The sequence below is a fragment of the Pseudomonas lini genome (assembly GCF_030812475.1).
Lineage (GTDB): Bacteria > Pseudomonadota > Gammaproteobacteria > Pseudomonadales > Pseudomonadaceae > Aquipseudomonas > Aquipseudomonas lini_A.
The window spans coordinates 41166-56767 of the sequence record NZ_JAUSSR010000017.1; the positions used below are offsets into that span (position 1 = coordinate 41166).

General features: G+C 63.3%; 14 protein-coding genes. 2 read left to right on the forward strand and 12 right to left on the reverse strand.

The features are described 5' to 3' along the window. Nucleotides 1–35: 35 nt before the first annotated feature. A complete protein-coding gene (rne, locus tag J2W17_RS26850; RefSeq protein WP_307341920.1) occupies nt 36–3296 on the forward strand; it encodes a ribonuclease E in 3261 nt (1086 codons plus the stop codon). 96 nt (nt 3297–3392) lie between these two features. Here the strand turns inward: rne and J2W17_RS26855 are convergent, their stop codons facing one another. The 12 genes from J2W17_RS26855 to J2W17_RS26910 all read right to left on the reverse strand — a co-directional run bounded on the left by J2W17_RS26855 (nt 3393) and on the right by J2W17_RS26910 (nt 14844). Further along, nucleotides 3393–3983 (reverse strand): nucleotidyltransferase family protein, encoded by a 591-nt coding sequence (locus J2W17_RS26855; protein WP_307341923.1) that lies wholly within the window; start codon nt 3981–3983, stop codon nt 3393–3395. Continuing rightward, nucleotides 3980–4963 carry an XdhC family protein gene (locus J2W17_RS26860; RefSeq protein WP_307341925.1) on the reverse strand — a complete coding sequence of 328 codons (984 nt, stop codon included), beginning with the start codon at nt 4961–4963 and terminating at the stop codon, nt 3980–3982. The genes J2W17_RS26855 and J2W17_RS26860 overlap by 4 nt, the downstream gene beginning before the upstream one ends. After that, nucleotides 4963–7284: a xanthine dehydrogenase family protein molybdopterin-binding subunit gene (locus tag J2W17_RS26865; RefSeq protein WP_307341928.1), complete on the reverse strand. Its 2322-nt coding sequence runs from the start codon at nt 7282–7284 to the stop codon at nt 4963–4965. The genes J2W17_RS26860 and J2W17_RS26865 overlap by 1 nt, the downstream gene beginning before the upstream one ends. Continuing rightward, complete coding sequence (locus tag J2W17_RS26870; RefSeq protein WP_307342163.1) at nt 7281–7751, reverse strand: (2Fe-2S)-binding protein; 471 nt, start codon at nt 7749–7751, stop codon at nt 7281–7283. Before J2W17_RS26870 ends, J2W17_RS26865 begins: the two co-directional genes overlap by 4 nt. A 244-nt stretch (nt 7752–7995) precedes the next feature. After that, nucleotides 7996–9015, reverse strand: a complete 1020-nt coding sequence (murB, locus tag J2W17_RS26875; protein ID WP_307341931.1) for a UDP-N-acetylmuramate dehydrogenase — start codon at nt 9013–9015, stop codon at nt 7996–7998. After that, on the reverse strand, nt 9012–9476 hold the full coding sequence (locus J2W17_RS26880; protein WP_307341934.1) for a low molecular weight protein-tyrosine-phosphatase: 465 nt from the start codon (nt 9474–9476) through the stop codon (nt 9012–9014). The genes murB and J2W17_RS26880 overlap by 4 nt, the downstream gene beginning before the upstream one ends. Then, a complete protein-coding gene (gene kdsB, locus J2W17_RS26885; protein ID WP_307341937.1) occupies nt 9476–10240 on the reverse strand; it encodes a 3-deoxy-manno-octulosonate cytidylyltransferase in 765 nt (254 codons plus the stop codon). The genes J2W17_RS26880 and kdsB overlap by 1 nt, the downstream gene beginning before the upstream one ends. Then, a complete protein-coding gene (locus J2W17_RS26890) occupies nt 10237–10422 on the reverse strand; it encodes a Trm112 family protein (protein WP_007945752.1) in 186 nt (61 codons plus the stop codon). The genes kdsB and J2W17_RS26890 overlap by 4 nt, the downstream gene beginning before the upstream one ends. Nucleotides 10423–10447: 25 nt before the next feature. Continuing rightward, nucleotides 10448–11458: a tetraacyldisaccharide 4'-kinase gene (lpxK, locus tag J2W17_RS26895; RefSeq protein ID WP_307341942.1), complete on the reverse strand. Its 1011-nt coding sequence runs from the start codon at nt 11456–11458 to the stop codon at nt 10448–10450. After that, the gene (locus tag J2W17_RS26900) at nt 11458–11889 is read right to left on the reverse strand and encodes an ExbD/TolR family protein (RefSeq protein ID WP_064676333.1); all 432 of its coding nucleotides are present in this window, start codon (nt 11887–11889) and stop codon (nt 11458–11460) included. The genes lpxK and J2W17_RS26900 overlap by 1 nt, the downstream gene beginning before the upstream one ends. Further along, nucleotides 11886–12524, reverse strand: a complete 639-nt coding sequence (locus J2W17_RS26905) for a MotA/TolQ/ExbB proton channel family protein (protein ID WP_064676332.1) — start codon at nt 12522–12524, stop codon at nt 11886–11888. The genes J2W17_RS26900 and J2W17_RS26905 overlap by 4 nt, the downstream gene beginning before the upstream one ends. Nucleotides 12525–12621: 97 nt before the next feature. Then, nucleotides 12622–14844, reverse strand: coding sequence for a DNA internalization-related competence protein ComEC/Rec2 (locus J2W17_RS26910; RefSeq protein ID WP_307341946.1), 2223 nt, complete (start codon nt 14842–14844; stop codon nt 12622–12624). 136 nt (nt 14845–14980) lie between these two features. Here J2W17_RS26910 and J2W17_RS26915 point away from each other — a divergent pair, with 136 nt between their 5' ends. Then, on the forward strand, nt 14981–15499 hold the full coding sequence (locus J2W17_RS26915; RefSeq protein WP_307341949.1) for a DUF2062 domain-containing protein: 519 nt from the start codon (nt 14981–14983) through the stop codon (nt 15497–15499). Nucleotides 15500–15602: the final 103 nt, after the last annotated feature.

Genomic DNA, 15602 nt, shown 5'->3' on the forward strand with positions numbered 1-15602 from the left:
GCCGTTTCCGGCAGCCCGGAAACCGACGGTACTACATGAAAAGAATGCTGATTAACGCAACCCAACCCGAAGAGTTGCGTGTTGCACTGGTAGATGGCCAGCGCCTCTACGACCTGGACATCGAATCCGGTGCACGCGAGCAGAAAAAGGCCAACATCTATAAAGGCCGGATTACTCGCATCGAACCAAGCCTCGAGGCTGCCTTTGTCGATTTCGGCTCTGAGCGCCATGGCTTCCTGCCCCTCAAAGAAATCTCCCGCGAATATTTCAAGAAAACCCCTGAAGGCCGCGTCAACATCAAGGACGTCCTGAGCGAAGGCCAGGAAGTCATCGTTCAGGTCGAAAAAGAAGAACGTGGCAACAAGGGCGCCGCCCTGACCACCTTCATCAGCCTGGCCGGTCGTTACCTGGTACTGATGCCGAACAACCCGCGTGCCGGCGGTATCTCCCGTCGCATCGAAGGCGAAGAGCGCAACGAGTTGCGTGAAGCCCTGAACGGCCTGGTTGCCCCGGCTGACATGGGTCTGATCGTGCGCACTGCCGGCCTTGGCCGCAGCAGCGAAGAAATGCAGTGGGACCTCGACTACCTGCTGCAACTCTGGACCGCCATCAAAGAAGCCTCGCTGGATCGTTCCGCGCCGTTCCTGATCTATCAGGAAAGCAACGTGATCATCCGCGCCATCCGCGATTACCTGCGCCAGGACATCGGCGAAGTGCTGATCGACAGCGTTGAAGCCCAGGACGAAGCCCTGACCTTCATCCGCCAGGTGATGCCGCAGTACGCCAGCAAGATCAAGCTGTACGAAGACAGCGTGCCGCTGTTCAACCGTTTCCAGATCGAAAGCCAGATCGAGACCGCCTTCCAGCGCGTCGTCGAACTGCCTTCCGGCGGTTCCATCGTTATCGATCCGACCGAAGCCCTGGTGTCCATCGACATCAACTCGGCGCGCGCCACCAAAGGCAGCGACATCGAAGAAACCGCCCTGCAGACCAACCTTGAAGCCGCCGAAGAAATCGCCCGTCAGTTGCGCTTGCGCGACATCGGCGGGCTGATCGTCATCGACTTCATTGACATGACCCCGGCCAAGAACCAGCGCGCCGTGGAAGAGAAAGTCCGCGAATGCCTGGAAGCCGACCGCGCTCGCGTGCAAGTCGGTCGCATCTCGCGCTTCGGCCTGCTGGAAATGTCCCGTCAGCGCCTGCGTCCGTCCCTGGGCGAAAGCAGCGGCATCGTCTGCCCGCGTTGCAACGGCACCGGCATCATCCGTGACGTCGAATCGCTGTCGCTGGCGATCCTGCGCCTGATCGAAGAAGAAGCCCTGAAAGACCGCACCGCCGAAGTTCGCGCCCAGGTGCCGATCCCGGTGGCCGCGTTCCTGCTCAACGAAAAACGCAACTCGATCACCAAGATCGAACTGCGCACCCGGGCCCGCATCGTCATCCTGCCGAACGATCACCTCGAAACGCCGCACTTCGAAGTTCAGCGTCTGCGCGATGACAGCCCGGAAGCCGCAGTCGGCCAGTCCAGCTACGAAATCGCTGCTGCCGCTGCCGAGGTCGAAGAAGTCCAGCCGGCCGCCGCGACCCGCACCCTGGTTCGCCAGGAAGCCGCTGTGAAGACCGCACCCGCCCGCGCCAACGCTCCGGTTCCAGTCGAAGTCGTCGCTGCCGCGCCTGTTGCCGCACCGGCCGCCGCGCCAGAGCCAAGCCTGTTCAAAGGCCTGGTGAAGTCGCTGATCAGCCTGTTCGCGACCAAGGAAGAGCCAGCCGCTCCGGTTGTGGTTGAAAAGCCAGCAACCACTGAGCGTCCGGCCCGCAACGAAGAGCGTCGCAACGGTCGTCAGCAAAGCCGCAACCGTAACGGTCGCCGCGACGAAGAGCGCAAGCCTCGCGAGGAACGTGCACCGCGTGAAGAGCGCGCACCCCGCGAGCCACGCGAAGAGCGTCAACCACGCGAAGCCCGTGAAGAGACCCCGGTCGTCGTCGCTCGCGAAGAACGCGCGCCACGCCCCCCTCGTGAAGAACGCGCACCGCGTGCTCCTCGCGAGGACCGCAAGCCCCGTGGCGAGCGTGAAGAGCGGGTTCGTGAACTGCGTGAGCCTCTGGATGCCACCGCTCCGGCTGCTGCCGCTGCCGCTGCTGCCGCTTCCGCCACCGCTACCGCTACCGCCGAAGAACGTCCAGCCCGTCAACCACGCGAAGAACGCACTCCACGCCCACCGCGTGAAGAACGTCAACCACGTGCCGAGCAAGCGGCTGCCGCCGTTGCCGAAGAAGAGCTGACCGGTAACGAAGAGCAGCTGCAGGAAGACGGTCAGGAAGGCGCCGAAGGCGATCGTCCACGCCGCCGCTCCCGTGGCCAGCGTCGTCGCAGCAACCGCCGCGAGCGTCAACGCGATGCCAACGGCAATGTGATCGAAGGTTCGGATGAGTCCGCCGAAGGCGAAACCAGCGAAACCCGCGAAGCGCCAAGCGCCGACGACCTGGCCGCTGGCCTGGCGGTGACCGCTGCCGTTGCCAGCAGCGTGATCAGTGCGCCAGCAGAGGCCCAGGCCAACGAGCAAGCCGAACGCGCCACTGCCGCCGTCCAGGAAACCGCTCCGGTGGAAGCGCCAGTGGTTGAAGCGACCACGCCGATCGAAGCCAGCGCGTCCCCGGAAATCGAAGTCGCGCCGACTCCTGAAGCCCAGCCTGAAGCTGAAGCTGTGGCTGAGCCGGCAGTAACCGCCGAAGCACCAGCCGTGGTTGCAGAGCCGACCGCTGAGACAGTCGCCGAAACCGTGACCGAAACTGTTCGTGAAGTTCGCGAAGAGCAAACCGCGTTCAACTGGGTTGCCGAGCCGACCGCCGCCGAAGCGCCAGAAGCTGAAGCCATGGTTTCCGAACCCGTGGTGACTGCTGCCGAGCCTGCCCCGGTAATCGAAGCTGCTCCGGCAGTCGAGGCTGCGGCGCCGGTTGTCGCCGAAGTGGCGGCACCTGAAGTCGAAGCGACGCCTGTCAGCGCCCTGACGCCGAGCGGCCGTGCGCCGAACGACCCACGTGAAGTGCGTCGCCGCAAGCGTGAAGCCGAGCGTCTGCAGAAGGAAGCCGAACTGGCGGCCGCTGCTGCACCGGCTGTGGTCGAAGCCGAGCCGGTTGTTGCTGATGTGGTCGAGGCGGCTCCTGCCCCGGCCGCCGAAGTCGCCGCCGAGCCGGTCGAGTCCGCGATCGACGAAGCGCCGCGTTCCGTTCAGGAAGCGGTAGAGCAACGCGAGCAAGCCCTGGAAAAAGAGCACGAGACTAAACCCCTCGCCTGATTCCATCGGCCATTAAAAAGCCCCGCCTGGTGATCCAGGCGGGGCTTTTTTTATGTCGTTGAACATCCGAGAACCAGTGTGGGAGCGGCGCCAGGCCTACTTAAAGACCAACGCCTCAGGCACATCCACATCCCACAACACCCCGGGATCATCCACCGCCATCTCAACCACCCGCGCCTGGGCAAACAACGGTTTCGCGCCATGATCACCCATTAACGCCATCAACCCCGACCCGAACGTGCGCCCGAAACCCACCGGATGCCCATACTGGCCTTCATGCACCGGCACACAGACAGAATCATCAGCAATCCCCGCCACCACCCGCTCAATGCTCGACGGCAGAATAAACGGCATATCCCCCAACACAATCAACCAGCCACCGAGCTGCGAACACGCCGTCACCCCGGCCGCAATGCTGTCACCCAGGCCGGTGGATTCGACCAGCACTATCTCGCACCCATAAGCCTTGGCCATGCGACTCACCTGCGGGCGATCGACGGTCGTCACCAGGACGCGCTTTTCAAGGCTGGCGGGTAAATTCACCAACACCTGCTCGATCACCGAATGAACCGCGCCATCACGCCCGGTGCAGTCCGCCAACAACTTGTCCTTCCCGGCACCCGCCACCTCGCGGAAACGCCTGCCCTGCCCCGCCGCCAGCACGATCACGCCGATGGGTTCGCTCATACGTCCTCCTGCAAGGGCCTCTTCTGTTTCAACTCGATACCGTTCTTGATCGCGACAATTTCCGCCAGCAGCGACAAGGCGATTTCCGCCGGGGTATGGCTGCCGATGTGCAAACCGATCGGGCCATGCAGGCGCTCGATAGCTTGTTGAGACAAGCCTAGCTGAGCCAGGTTATTCCGGCGTTTCTGGCTGTTGACCCGGGAACCCAATGCACCGACATAAAAAGCCTTGGAGTCCAGGGCCGTGAGCAGCGCCATGTCGTCCAGTCGAGGATCGTGGGTCAGGGCAACGATGGCAGTGCGTTCGTCGGTCTGGATGTTCAGCACCGCTTCATCCGGCATACCCGATACGAAGCGCCCGTGCTGTTCTTCCCAGCCGTAGACGAACTCGGTGCGTGGATCGCAGATCAGCACTTCGAAATCCAGCAGCCGCGCCATCTCGGCGACGTACCGGGACAATTGCCCCGCACCGATCAACAACAACCGCCAGCGCGGACCATAGATGGCGCGCAAGGTCTTGCCGTCGAACGTCAGCGCGTCGGTCTTGCTGGCCGGTTGCAAGATCACTTCACCGGTCGCGAGATCCAACACCCGCGCCACGATTTCGTGGGCCTCGCAACGTGTCAGCAAATCGGCCACCCAGGCCGGATCCGCGACTCGCTCTTCGGTCAGACGCAAGGTGCCGCCGCAGGGCAAACCGAATCGCGCGGCTTCCTCACGGGTGACACCATAGGTGATCAGTTGCACCGGCGGCCCATCGGCCGGAATCCGTCCGTCGTGCAGCCGGGCGATCAGATCGTCTTCGACACAGCCTCCCGACACCGAGCCGATCACCACCCCGTCTTCACGCAAAGCCAGCATGGCCCCAGGGGCCCGGGGCGCGGTGCCCCAGGTCTGGACCACGCTGTACAACACCACCCGCTGACCGGCGCGACGCCACTGCAGCACGCTGCGCAATACGTTCAGATCGACGCTGTCCATCAGGCCTCAGCCTTCTGCCAACCCTGCAGCTGATAACGCACCGGCAGATCGCGGATGCGCTTGCCGGTTGCGGCGAAGATCGCGTTGCACAGCGCCGGCGCAATCGGCGGCACGCCCGGTTCGCCGACCCCGCCCAACGGTACATCGCCCGGCGGCGTCACCAGATGCACCGCGACGTCCTTCGGTGCCAGGGACATGCGCGCCACTTCGTACATATGGAAGTTGTCCTGCTGGACCTTGCCATCCTTGAAGCTGATCTCGCCCAGCACCGCGTTGCCCAGGCCCATGACGCAGGCGCCTTCGAACTGCGAGCGAATCCGCTCCGGGTTGATTTGCGGACCGCAATCCACGGCGATGTCAGCCTTGTGCACGATCAAGGTGCCGTCGTCTTTGACTTCGACCTCGATCACCGCGGCCACGTAGGTGACGAAGCTGTAGTGCACCGCCAGCCCCAGGCCCCGGCCCTTGGGCAATTCACGGCCCCAACCGGCGGCTTTGGCCGCGGTTTCCAGCACCGTGCGCATCCGCCCGGTGTCGATCGGATAGCGCTCCGGCGATTCGCCGTAGTTCCACTCTTCACTCAGTGTGCGCGGATCGATCTGCCGGTCCGGGCCGAGCAATTTGATCTGGTACTTGAGCGGGTCCTGCCCGGCCTTGTGCGCCAGCTCATCGACAAAACTCTGAATCGCAAAGCCGTGGGGGATGTTCGATACCGAGCGGTACCAGCCGACCCGGGTGTGGATCGCCGCTTCCGGATTTTCCAGGCGCACGTTGGGAATCGCGTACGCCATGTTGGTAAAGCCCATGCCCAACTCGAAGGCCGCTTCGTGATTCATCCCCGGCGCGAACAGCGCCGTGATGCTCGGCGCTACGGTGCGGTGCAGCCAGGCGGACGGCAGGCCGTCCTTGCTCAGGCTCGCCTTCAGGTATTCGGCCGACACCGTATGGAAATAGGAACAATGGATGTCGTCTTCACGGGTCCATTGCACCCGTACCGCCTTGCCGGGGAATTCCTTGGCGAGAATCGCCGCTTCGATGATGAAGTCCGGTTTGGACTTGCGGCCGAAACCGCCGCCCAACAATGTCACGTTGAAGGTGACCTTTTCGAAGGGAATGCCCAGGCGTTCGCCAATGCGTTCACGGGTGACTTGCGGCGCCTGGCTCGGTGCCCAGGCTTCACACACGCCGTCCTTGAAGCGCGCGATGGCGACCATCGGCTCCATCGGTGCCTGAGTCAGGTGCGGCAGGTAGTAGGACGCTTCCAGGGTACCGTCGGCGCTGCCCATGGCCTCTTCGATGTTGCCGGTATTGCGCACCACTTTGCCGGGCTTGAGGGACGCGGCTTCCAGTTCCTTGCGGTAGGCGATCGAGTCGTAACTGGCGTGAGGGCCGTCATCCCACTCGATTTTCAGCGCATCGCGCCCCTTGATCGCCGCCCAGGTATTGCTGGCGACCACCGCCACGCCGCCCAGCGGTTGAAACTCCAGCGGCAGCGGCCGATCTTCGATCTGAATGACCTTGATCACACCGGGGACTTTCATCGCCGCGCTGGCGTCGAAGGATTTGACCTTGCCGCCATACACCGCAGGTCGGGCAATGGTGGCGTAGAGCATGCCCTCGAAATGCGCATCGGCGCCGTAGACCGCGCGACCGTTGACGATGTCGTCACCGTCGATAGCCTTGCTGCCTTCCTTGCCGATGTAGCGAAATTCCGACGGTTGCTTGAGCCGCAGGCTGTCACGGGCCGGCACCGCCAGCGCTCCGGCAGCGGCGGCCAGGGCGCCGTACCCCAGTTCGCGACCGGTTGGCTGGTGAATCACTTTATGCAGCTGCGCCCGGCACTCGCTGACCGGCACCTTCCATTGCTGCGCGGCCGCCTGTTCGAGCATGGTCCGTGCGGCCGCGCCGCAGCGACGCATCGGCTCGTACCAGTGGCGCATGCTGCGCGAACCGTCGGTGTCCTGGTTGCCGAAGCGTACTTCGTCGCCCGGTGCCTGTTGCACCTTCATCATCGCCCAGTCGGCTTCCAGCTCATCGGCCACCACCATGGTCAGGCTGGTGCGCACCCCCTGCCCCATTTCCGAGCGGTTGCAAACCACGGTCACCGTGCCGTCATCCGCGATGCTGATGTACACCTTCGGATCATCGATCCAGCCGTGGGGCATGCCGTCGGCGCCGAATTTCTTCTGTTCTTCGGCAGCGAACGCGTCCTGCCAGCCCCAGCTGGCCACCAGCACCAGGGCGCTGGTGGCACCGACACCTTTGAGAAAACCACGGCGACTGAAGTTGCTCAGGGCGAAATCATCGGGTAACCGGCTCATGCCTTGGCCTCCTTCAGGTGAGTGGATGCCTGGCGGATGGCGGTCTTGATGCGGTTGTAAGTACCGCAACGGCAAATGTTGCCGACCATCGCCTCTTCGATCTGTTCGTCGCTGGGGGTCGGATGAATCTTGAGCAACGCTGTGGCGGACATGATCTGCCCGCCCTGGCAGAAACCGCATTGGGCCACGGCGGTGTCGAGCCACGCTTGCTGGACGACCTGGCCGACCGGGTCGGCATGCAGGTTTTCGATGGTGGTGACGTTCTGGCCGACCACCGAGCCGATCGGCGTGATGCAACTGCGCGCCGGAGCGCCTTCGATATGAATGGTGCAGGCGCCGCACAGGCCCATGCCGCAGCCGAATTTGGTGCCGTTGTAACCGGCCACATCGCGAATAGCCCACAACAGCGGCATATCCTCAGTGACGTCGAGTTGATGGTCTTGACCGTTGAGCTTCAGGGTAATCATGGGCACGCCCGCATAGTTATCGGTTATGGGGTCGAGCAATCTGCCGCCTGGGGTGGGCGGTTGGCATCACGCAGATCGGCTCAGGCTAAAGGGGCTCTCTTATGCGCACGGCAGTGTCCGCATCGGGCCTTTGGTGGAGCAAACGTTTGCATCGTTAGGTGGCTAAGTTAACCCAGCATTAACAAAAAAGCCCTGCACAGTTGAAAGTGGGCAGGGCTTGGGAATCATCCATTGAAGCTTAGCCTCAATAACGATTGGGCTCCATTTCCAGGTCAACGTGGAAGCGCTCGCAAATGTCTTTCTGGATACGCTGCGCCAGATGCAGCAATTGCAGGCCGGTGGCGTTGCCGTAGTTGACCAGCACCAGCGCCTGCAGTTTATGCACGCCGGCGTCGGCCTCGCGGAAACCTTTCCATCCCGCGCGCTCGATCAGCCAGCCCGCCGCCAGTTTCATTTGCCCATCGGGTTGCGCGTAGGCCACCAGGTCCGGGAATTCATCCTTCAGCTGCGCCACGAGCGCGGCGGGCACCAGGGGGTTTTTGAAGAAACTGCCGGCATTGCCGAGCACCGCCGGGTCCGGCAGCTTTTCGTTGCGGATGCTGCAGATCGCCTGGCTGACATCGGTGGCCGTAGGATGATCGATGCCCTGCTCGGTCAGGCGCTGACGCACCGGGCCGTATTCCAGATGCAGGTGCGCGGCGCGGTCGAGGAGGAAACGCACCCGAAGGATCAACCAACGCCCCGGTTCCTGCTTGAACAGGCTGTCGCGATAGGCGAAGTTGCATTCTTCCAGGCTGAAGTCCCGCAGGTGGCCGGTCTGGCGATCCAGCGCGGTCAGGCCGGCGAACACGTCCTTGATCTCCACACCGTAGGCGCCGATGTTCTGCATCGGTGCCGCGCCGACGGTGCCGGGAATCAGGCTGAGGTTCTCCAGCCCCGACAACCCTTGGGCCAGGGTGTGTTGCACGAACGGATGCCAAGGCTCGCCGGCCTCGGCTTCGATCACGACCTGGCTGCCGTCATCGCTCAGGATGCGAATCCCGCGGGTGGCCATGCGCAGCACCAGCGACTGGATATCGGCGGTGAGCAGCAGGTTGCTGCCGCCGCCGATTACCAGCAACGGCACCTGATGTTGCGCCGCATAGGCCAAGGCTTCGCGCACGTCGGCGTCGCTGTGGGCCTCGGCGAACAACCGGGCTTGAACGTCCACGCCGAAGGTGTTGAACGGTTTGAGCGACACCTGGGGCAGTACTTGCAAACTCATAACCGCCCCTTCAACTCGATCACCAGCCGATCACTGGCGCACTCGATCAAGTCGAGCACTTGCTCAAAGCCCTGGTCGCCGTCGTAATACGGATCGGGGACTTCGTCGACTTCCGACTCGTAGCGACGCAGGAACAGGTCCAGCTCGGCCTTGCTCTTGGCCGGTTGCAGGGCCTTGAGGTTGCGCAGGTTGCTGTTGTCCATTGCCAGGATCAGGTCGTAGGCGGCGAAATCGGCACGGGTGACTTGCTGGGCGCGCTGCGCGGACAGGTCGTAGCCGCGTAACCTGGCCGCGGCCTGGCTGCGCTGGTCCGGCGCCTTGCCGACGTGCCAGTCACCGGTGCCCGCGGAGGCGACTTCGATGTGATCGGCCAGCCCCGCTTCGCGCAGCTTATGCCGCAGCACGCCTTCCGCCGTGGGGGAACGGCAGATATTGCCCAGACACACGAACAGGACCCGCATCAGGCCTCCAACAGGCGACGAACGCGCTCGAGGTCTTCAACGGTGTCGACGCCGGTGGGCGGTGCAATCATGGCATCGGCGACGTGAATCCGCACGCCATGCCACAGGGCTCGCAGCTGTTCCAGGGATTCAGTGTTTTCCAGCCAGCACGGGCCCCAGCTGACAAAGTCATGCAGGAAACCGGCGCGGTAGGCATAAATGCCGATGTGGCGGCGATACGGCACGCCTTCCGGCAATTGCTCGAGGCTCTTGGCGAAGGCATCCCGGGCCCATGGCAAAGTGGCACGACTGAACGTCAGCGCCAGGCCGTTGAGGTCGCTGACGACCTTGACCACGTTGGGGTTGAACAGGGTTTGCACGTCTACGATCGGCTCGGCCAGGGTGGCCATGCGCGCTTCGGTGTGGGCGGCGAGGTTGGCGGCGACCTGATCGATCACGCTTGGCGGGATCAGCGGTTCGTCACCCTGGACGTTGACCACGATCGCGTCCGGCGCCAGGCCCAGCTTCGTCGCGACCTCGGCCAGACGGTCAGTGCCGGAGTTGTGATCTTCACGGGTCAGCACCACTTCGGCGCCAAACCCCTGGCAAGCCTCGACGATGCGCGCATCGTCAGTGGCCACCACCACGCGCTCGGCGCTGCTCTTGCTGGCCTGTTCCCAGACGTGCTGGATCATCGGCTTGCCGGCGATCAGCAGCAGCGGTTTGCCCGGCAAACGGGTCGAGGCGTAACGCGACGGAATGACAACGGTAAAGGCTGTGGTCATTTATCCAGGCGCTCGTCGGTGGTCAGGGTGCGGGCTTCGGTTTCGAGCATCACCGGGATGCCGTCGCGGATCGGGTAGGCCAGGCCGGCACCCTTGCTGATCAGCTCGGTTTTGTCGGCGCTGAGCTTGAGTGGGCCTTTGCAGACCGGGCAAGCGAGGATGTCGAGCAATTTGGTGTCCATGTGCATTCCCTGGATAAAATCGGTTTCAAGGCAAAAGTCGGGCCGGCAACAGGCGCATCAGCTGCGTATCGAACCAGGCCACGAAGGCCGGTGATGGCGCAGCATCGACCGCCAGGTACCACCAATCGGCGGCGGCGAAGGCACGGCACTTCACCGCGTCCTTTTCAGTCATCACCAACGGCAACGACGGGGTGAATTTCAAGGCCTGGACGCTGTATTCGGCGTGGTCGGCAAACGCGTGGGGGACTGGCTGCCAGTGTAGCGTTTCGAGGGTCGTGAAGAAACGCTGCGGATTGCCGATCCCCGCCACCGCGTGCAGGGCCTGGCCGGCGGGAAAGTGGTCGAGGGAACGCCGTTCGCCGCTGTGCAGGTTAACCAGCGCGGTGGGCTGCAGCTGAAAGGCAAAACCGCCGTCGCGGTCGGCGGCGGCACCGTTGTACAGCACCGCGTCGACGCTTTGCAGGCGCTCGGCCGGCTCGCGCAATGGTCCGGCCGGCAGGCAGCGTTTATTGCCAAGGCCGCGTGCGGCGTCGATCAGCACCAGTTCCAGGTCGCGGGCCAGGCGATAATGCTGCATGCCGTCGTCGGACAGGATCAGGTCCAGCGGTTCATTCGCCAGCAAGGCTTTGACCGCGCGGCTGCGGTCGGGATCGATCATCAAGGGTACGCCGGTGCGCTGGACGATCAACAAAGGCTCATCCCCGGCGATTTCGGCACCCTGCTCGGCTTCGACCCGCCACGGCAGGTGTGGCGGTTTGGCGCCATAACCGCGGCTGACCACGCCCACCCGCAATCCGCTGCGCTGGCAGTGCTGGATCATCCACAGGATCAAGGGCGTCTTGCCAGTGCCGCCGACGGTGATGTTACCGACCACGATCAGCGGCACCGGCGGCTGATAGATCTCGCCCTCACCCGCCAGGAAGCGCTTGCGCTTGTTGTCGACCACGCGCCGATACAACCACTCCAGCGGCTGCAACAGCTTCAGGGCCGGATGACCCTGGTACCACGCGGCGAGCAAGCGATCGGACATGGCCATCAGGGTGCGGGCGGCGCCGCCTCGACAGTGGTCATGCGCAGGTGACTGAAGCCGAGTTTGCCGGCGGCGTCCATGGCGGTGATGACAGCCTGGTGCTGGGTCTTGCCGTCGGCGCTGATGGACAGTGGCAGCGTGGTGTCACCGCTGGATTCTTTCTGCAGCGCGTCCATCAGGGTCGCCAGGTCATTCTTGGGCAGTACCTGATTGTTCAGCGAGAACACCCCTTCGGCGCTGATGGCGACATCCAGCTGCTTGACCTGTCGGTCTTCGGCAGGCGCGCCGCTGACCGCTTCCGGCAGATCGACGCGTAACTGGGTTTCACGGGTAAAGGTGGTGGTCACGACGAAAAACAGCAGCAGGATAAACACCACGTCGATCAGCGACGCGAGGTTGATGTCCACATTCTCCCGTTGCTTGCGGCGGAATTTCACGCTTTTTTGCCCTCGGACAGGTCCACGTCACGATCACCCTGCACAACCTCGACCAGCTTGATCGCTTCCTGCTCCATGCCTACCACCAGCTCATCGATCCGGCGTTGCAGGAAGCGGTGGAAGAACACAGCCGGAATGCCGACCATCAAGCCCGCGGCGGTGGTGATCAGTGCCTTGGAAATACCGCCGGCCAGCACGGCAGCGTTGGTACCCATGCCCGAGCCCATGAACGCACTGAAGATGTCGATCATGCCCAGCACCGTACCGAGCAAGCCCAGCAAAGGGGCCATGGCGGCGATGGTGCCCAGGGCGTTGATGTAGCGTTCGAGTTCGTGAATGACCCGCGCGGCGGCCTCTTCGATGCACTCCTTCATGATCTCGCGACCATGTTTGGAGTTGGCCAGTCCGGCCGCCAGGATTTCACCCAACGGCGAATTGGCGCGCAATTCCTTGAGTTTCTCTTTATTGAGTTGCTTGTCCTTGATCCAGACCCAGACCTGCCCGAGCAAATGCTCCGGGGTCACACGGCTGGCGCGCAGGGTCCAGAGACGCTCGGCAACGATCGCCATGGCCGCGATGGAACTCAGAATGATCGGCAGCATCATCCAGCCGCCGGATTTGACCAATTCCCACACAGTGTCAGTCCCCTCGAAAAAGTGCGCCACTCTAACATAGGGGGTGGGCGCACCGAAGGCCGGGATGTCGCCTCCGGTTGGCTTCGTTCACCCGCGATCAGGGTGCAGGCCGCCAGAAACGCCGTTCCTGACGCATTGTCCAGGCCGGCTTGAATTGTCCCAGTTGCAGACGGATGGCACCCTGTTCGGCGCTATCATGAATCGCCATGCCACGCTGTCTGTAACGCGCGATGACCGTGGGATGGGGATGACCGAACGCATTGCCCTGCCCACGGGAAATCAGCGCCGCCGCAGGTTGCAACGCGGCCAGCAGCGCCGGCGAAGATGAACTGCGACTGCCATGGTGCGGCGACTGCAGCCAATCGGTGGTCACCGCCAGGGGACTGTCGAGCAGGGCCCGCTCGGCCGCGGTGTCGATGTCGCCGGTCAGCAGCAACCGCTCGCCGTTGGCTTCGATCTGCAACACGCAGGATTTTGGATTGCTTTCGCGGGCCTGCGCCCATTGCCAGAGCGCGAACTGCACGCCGTCCCAGGTCCATTGCCGGCCGCTCTCGCAGGCCTCGGCTTGCAGCTCGGCGGGCAACTCCAAGGGTTCGCCGCTGAGTACGCGCGTCACCGGCAACCCTTTGGCGACGGCCTGCGCCCCGCCGGCGTGATCGGCATGGGCGTGGCTGATCAGCATCAGGTCGAGGCCGCTCACGCCCAGTTTGCGCAACGTCGGCAGTACCACACGTTCGCCGAGGTCGTTATCACCGAAACGCGGCCCGGCGTCGTACAACAGCGTGTGATGACGGGTACGCACCAGAATGGCCAGCCCCTGGCCGACGTCCAGTTGCCAGATTTCGGCCGTGCCCTCCGGTAACAGCTGCCGGGGTGGAAATACCAGCAATAACAGCAGCGGCCAACCCAACGGGCGAAGGGGCACCCCTCGAGGCATTAATAGAAACAAGGCACCGAGTGCGCCCAAGGCTCCTGTCCACCAGGGTACCGCCGCTGGCATCCACGCGGGAAAACGCCCGGCCATCAGAGCCAGGCCCCTGAACAGCAGATCGATCAAGCCACCCGACACCCACAGCAACCCTTCGCCCACATAAGGGATGGGCAACATCAGCGTCCCCAGCAAGGCAGGCGGCAGCACCACCAGACTGATCCAGGGCACGGCCAGCAGATTGACCAGGGGCCCGCTTAAGCTGATCGGCAATCCCAGTACCAGCAATATCGGGCCCAAACCGATCGCGATCAGCCACTGGGCGCGAGTCCAGGACTGCCACCAGCGCCAGGGACCCAGGCGGCCGCCGAAAATGAAGATCAGCACGGCCACCGCTGCGAAAGACAACCAGAAGCCCTGTTGCAGACTCGCCAGCGGATCCAGCAGCAGAACGGCGTTGAGCGCCAGCAACAACGGCCACCAGGCTCCGAGGTGACGAAAGCGCAGCCGCCACAACAGCACCAGACCGATCATCACGCAGGCCCGCCGCACCGGCACGTCGAAGCCGGCCAACAACCCATAACCGAGCGCTGCGGTGAAGGCCAGGCCGCACGCCCATGGCAGCCAGGGCAGACGGCCCGGCCACAGGCCATAACGGGCCAGACCGGCGATCAGCAGGTACACCAGCCCCGCCAGCAAGCCGATGTGCTGCCCGGAAATCACCAGCAAATGCACGGTGCCGGTGTCTTGCAACACCTGCCAATCCTCACGACTGAGCCCGGCGCCATCCCCCAGCACCAGGGCCGTCAGCGCGCCCGTTCGGCCTTGGGCATCCACCGCCTGCAAGCGTTGGCGGATGCCGTCGCGCCAGGCCCACCGGGCCTCCTTCAGACGGATACCATCCTTGACCGTCCCGGTGGCGCCGATGCGTTGCGCCAGCAGCCAGGCGTCATAATCGAAGGCATGGGGATTGAGCAGCCCGGCGGGGCGTTTCAACTTCACTGCCAGTCGCCACTGTTCACCGCTGTTGACCGGCGGCCCGCCGTACCAGGCCAGGCGCAACAATGGCGGGACGGCCTCGCGTCGCGAGCGGGCGTCTGCCAGTTCGAAACGCACGACCGCCCCACCATTCTGCGGCAGTCCCACCACCCTTCCTTCCACCCAACGGGTTTGGCCATCCAGATTGACGGGCAGGCGATCATCCAGCGCCCATTGCGCATTCGCACACGTCCAACTGAAGCCGAACAGGAAAAATGCCAATGGATAAGTCCTGAACGGCAACATCATCAAAGCCGCAACCGGCAACGACAGCCAAAACCAGACCGGCGGTAGTATTGGTAAAAAACGCAGGGTCAGCAGACCCAGCGCCAGCGCCATCATCCCTATGCGCATAAGCCCGTCCTTGAGAGTTCCATCCCTAGGCATAGCCGGCTTATCGCACGAGCGCGGTTATCAATTGTCACAAAGTCTGAATGGGCGGTTCATGGAATCCAGACATACTTGCCGCCTTAACCGACCGAGAAGCCTTATGCCCCGGCGCTTATTCAAACGTTACATGCCAGACCCGACGAGCATCAGGGAACACAAGTCCTTACGCTTTCTCGGCACTTTGCTGCATGACCCGAACCTTTGGCACCTCAACCGACACTCCGTCGCCCGGGCCATGGCAGTGGGTCTGTTCGCGGCTTTTCTGCCGATCCCCTTGCAAATGCTGGTGGCCGCCATCCTCGCCATCATCGTGCGCGGCAACATGCCGATCGCCGTCAGTCTGGTCTGGCTGACCAATCCGATCACCATGCCGGCCGTGTTCTTCTGTACGTACCAGACCGGTGCCTGGTTGATGGATGTCCCTGCCCGGCATTTGCCGGATGAATTGACCTGGGAGTGGATCAGCGGCCAACTCTCGACGTTGTGGCAGCCATTTTTGCTGGGATCGGTGGTGGTGGGGCTGGTACTCGGGGCCTTGGCTTATTGCCTGGTGATGATGTATTGGCGCTGGTGGGTGAGTCGGCAATGGGCGCGGCGCAAGAAAAAGCGGATGCGGTGAATGCAAAACGGCCTCCTTTTTGGGGAGGCCGTTTTTTTATGGTGTCTGGGGTGACGCCTTCGCCGGCAAGCCGGTCTCGCTCCCACAGTGGATTGGAGTTGCC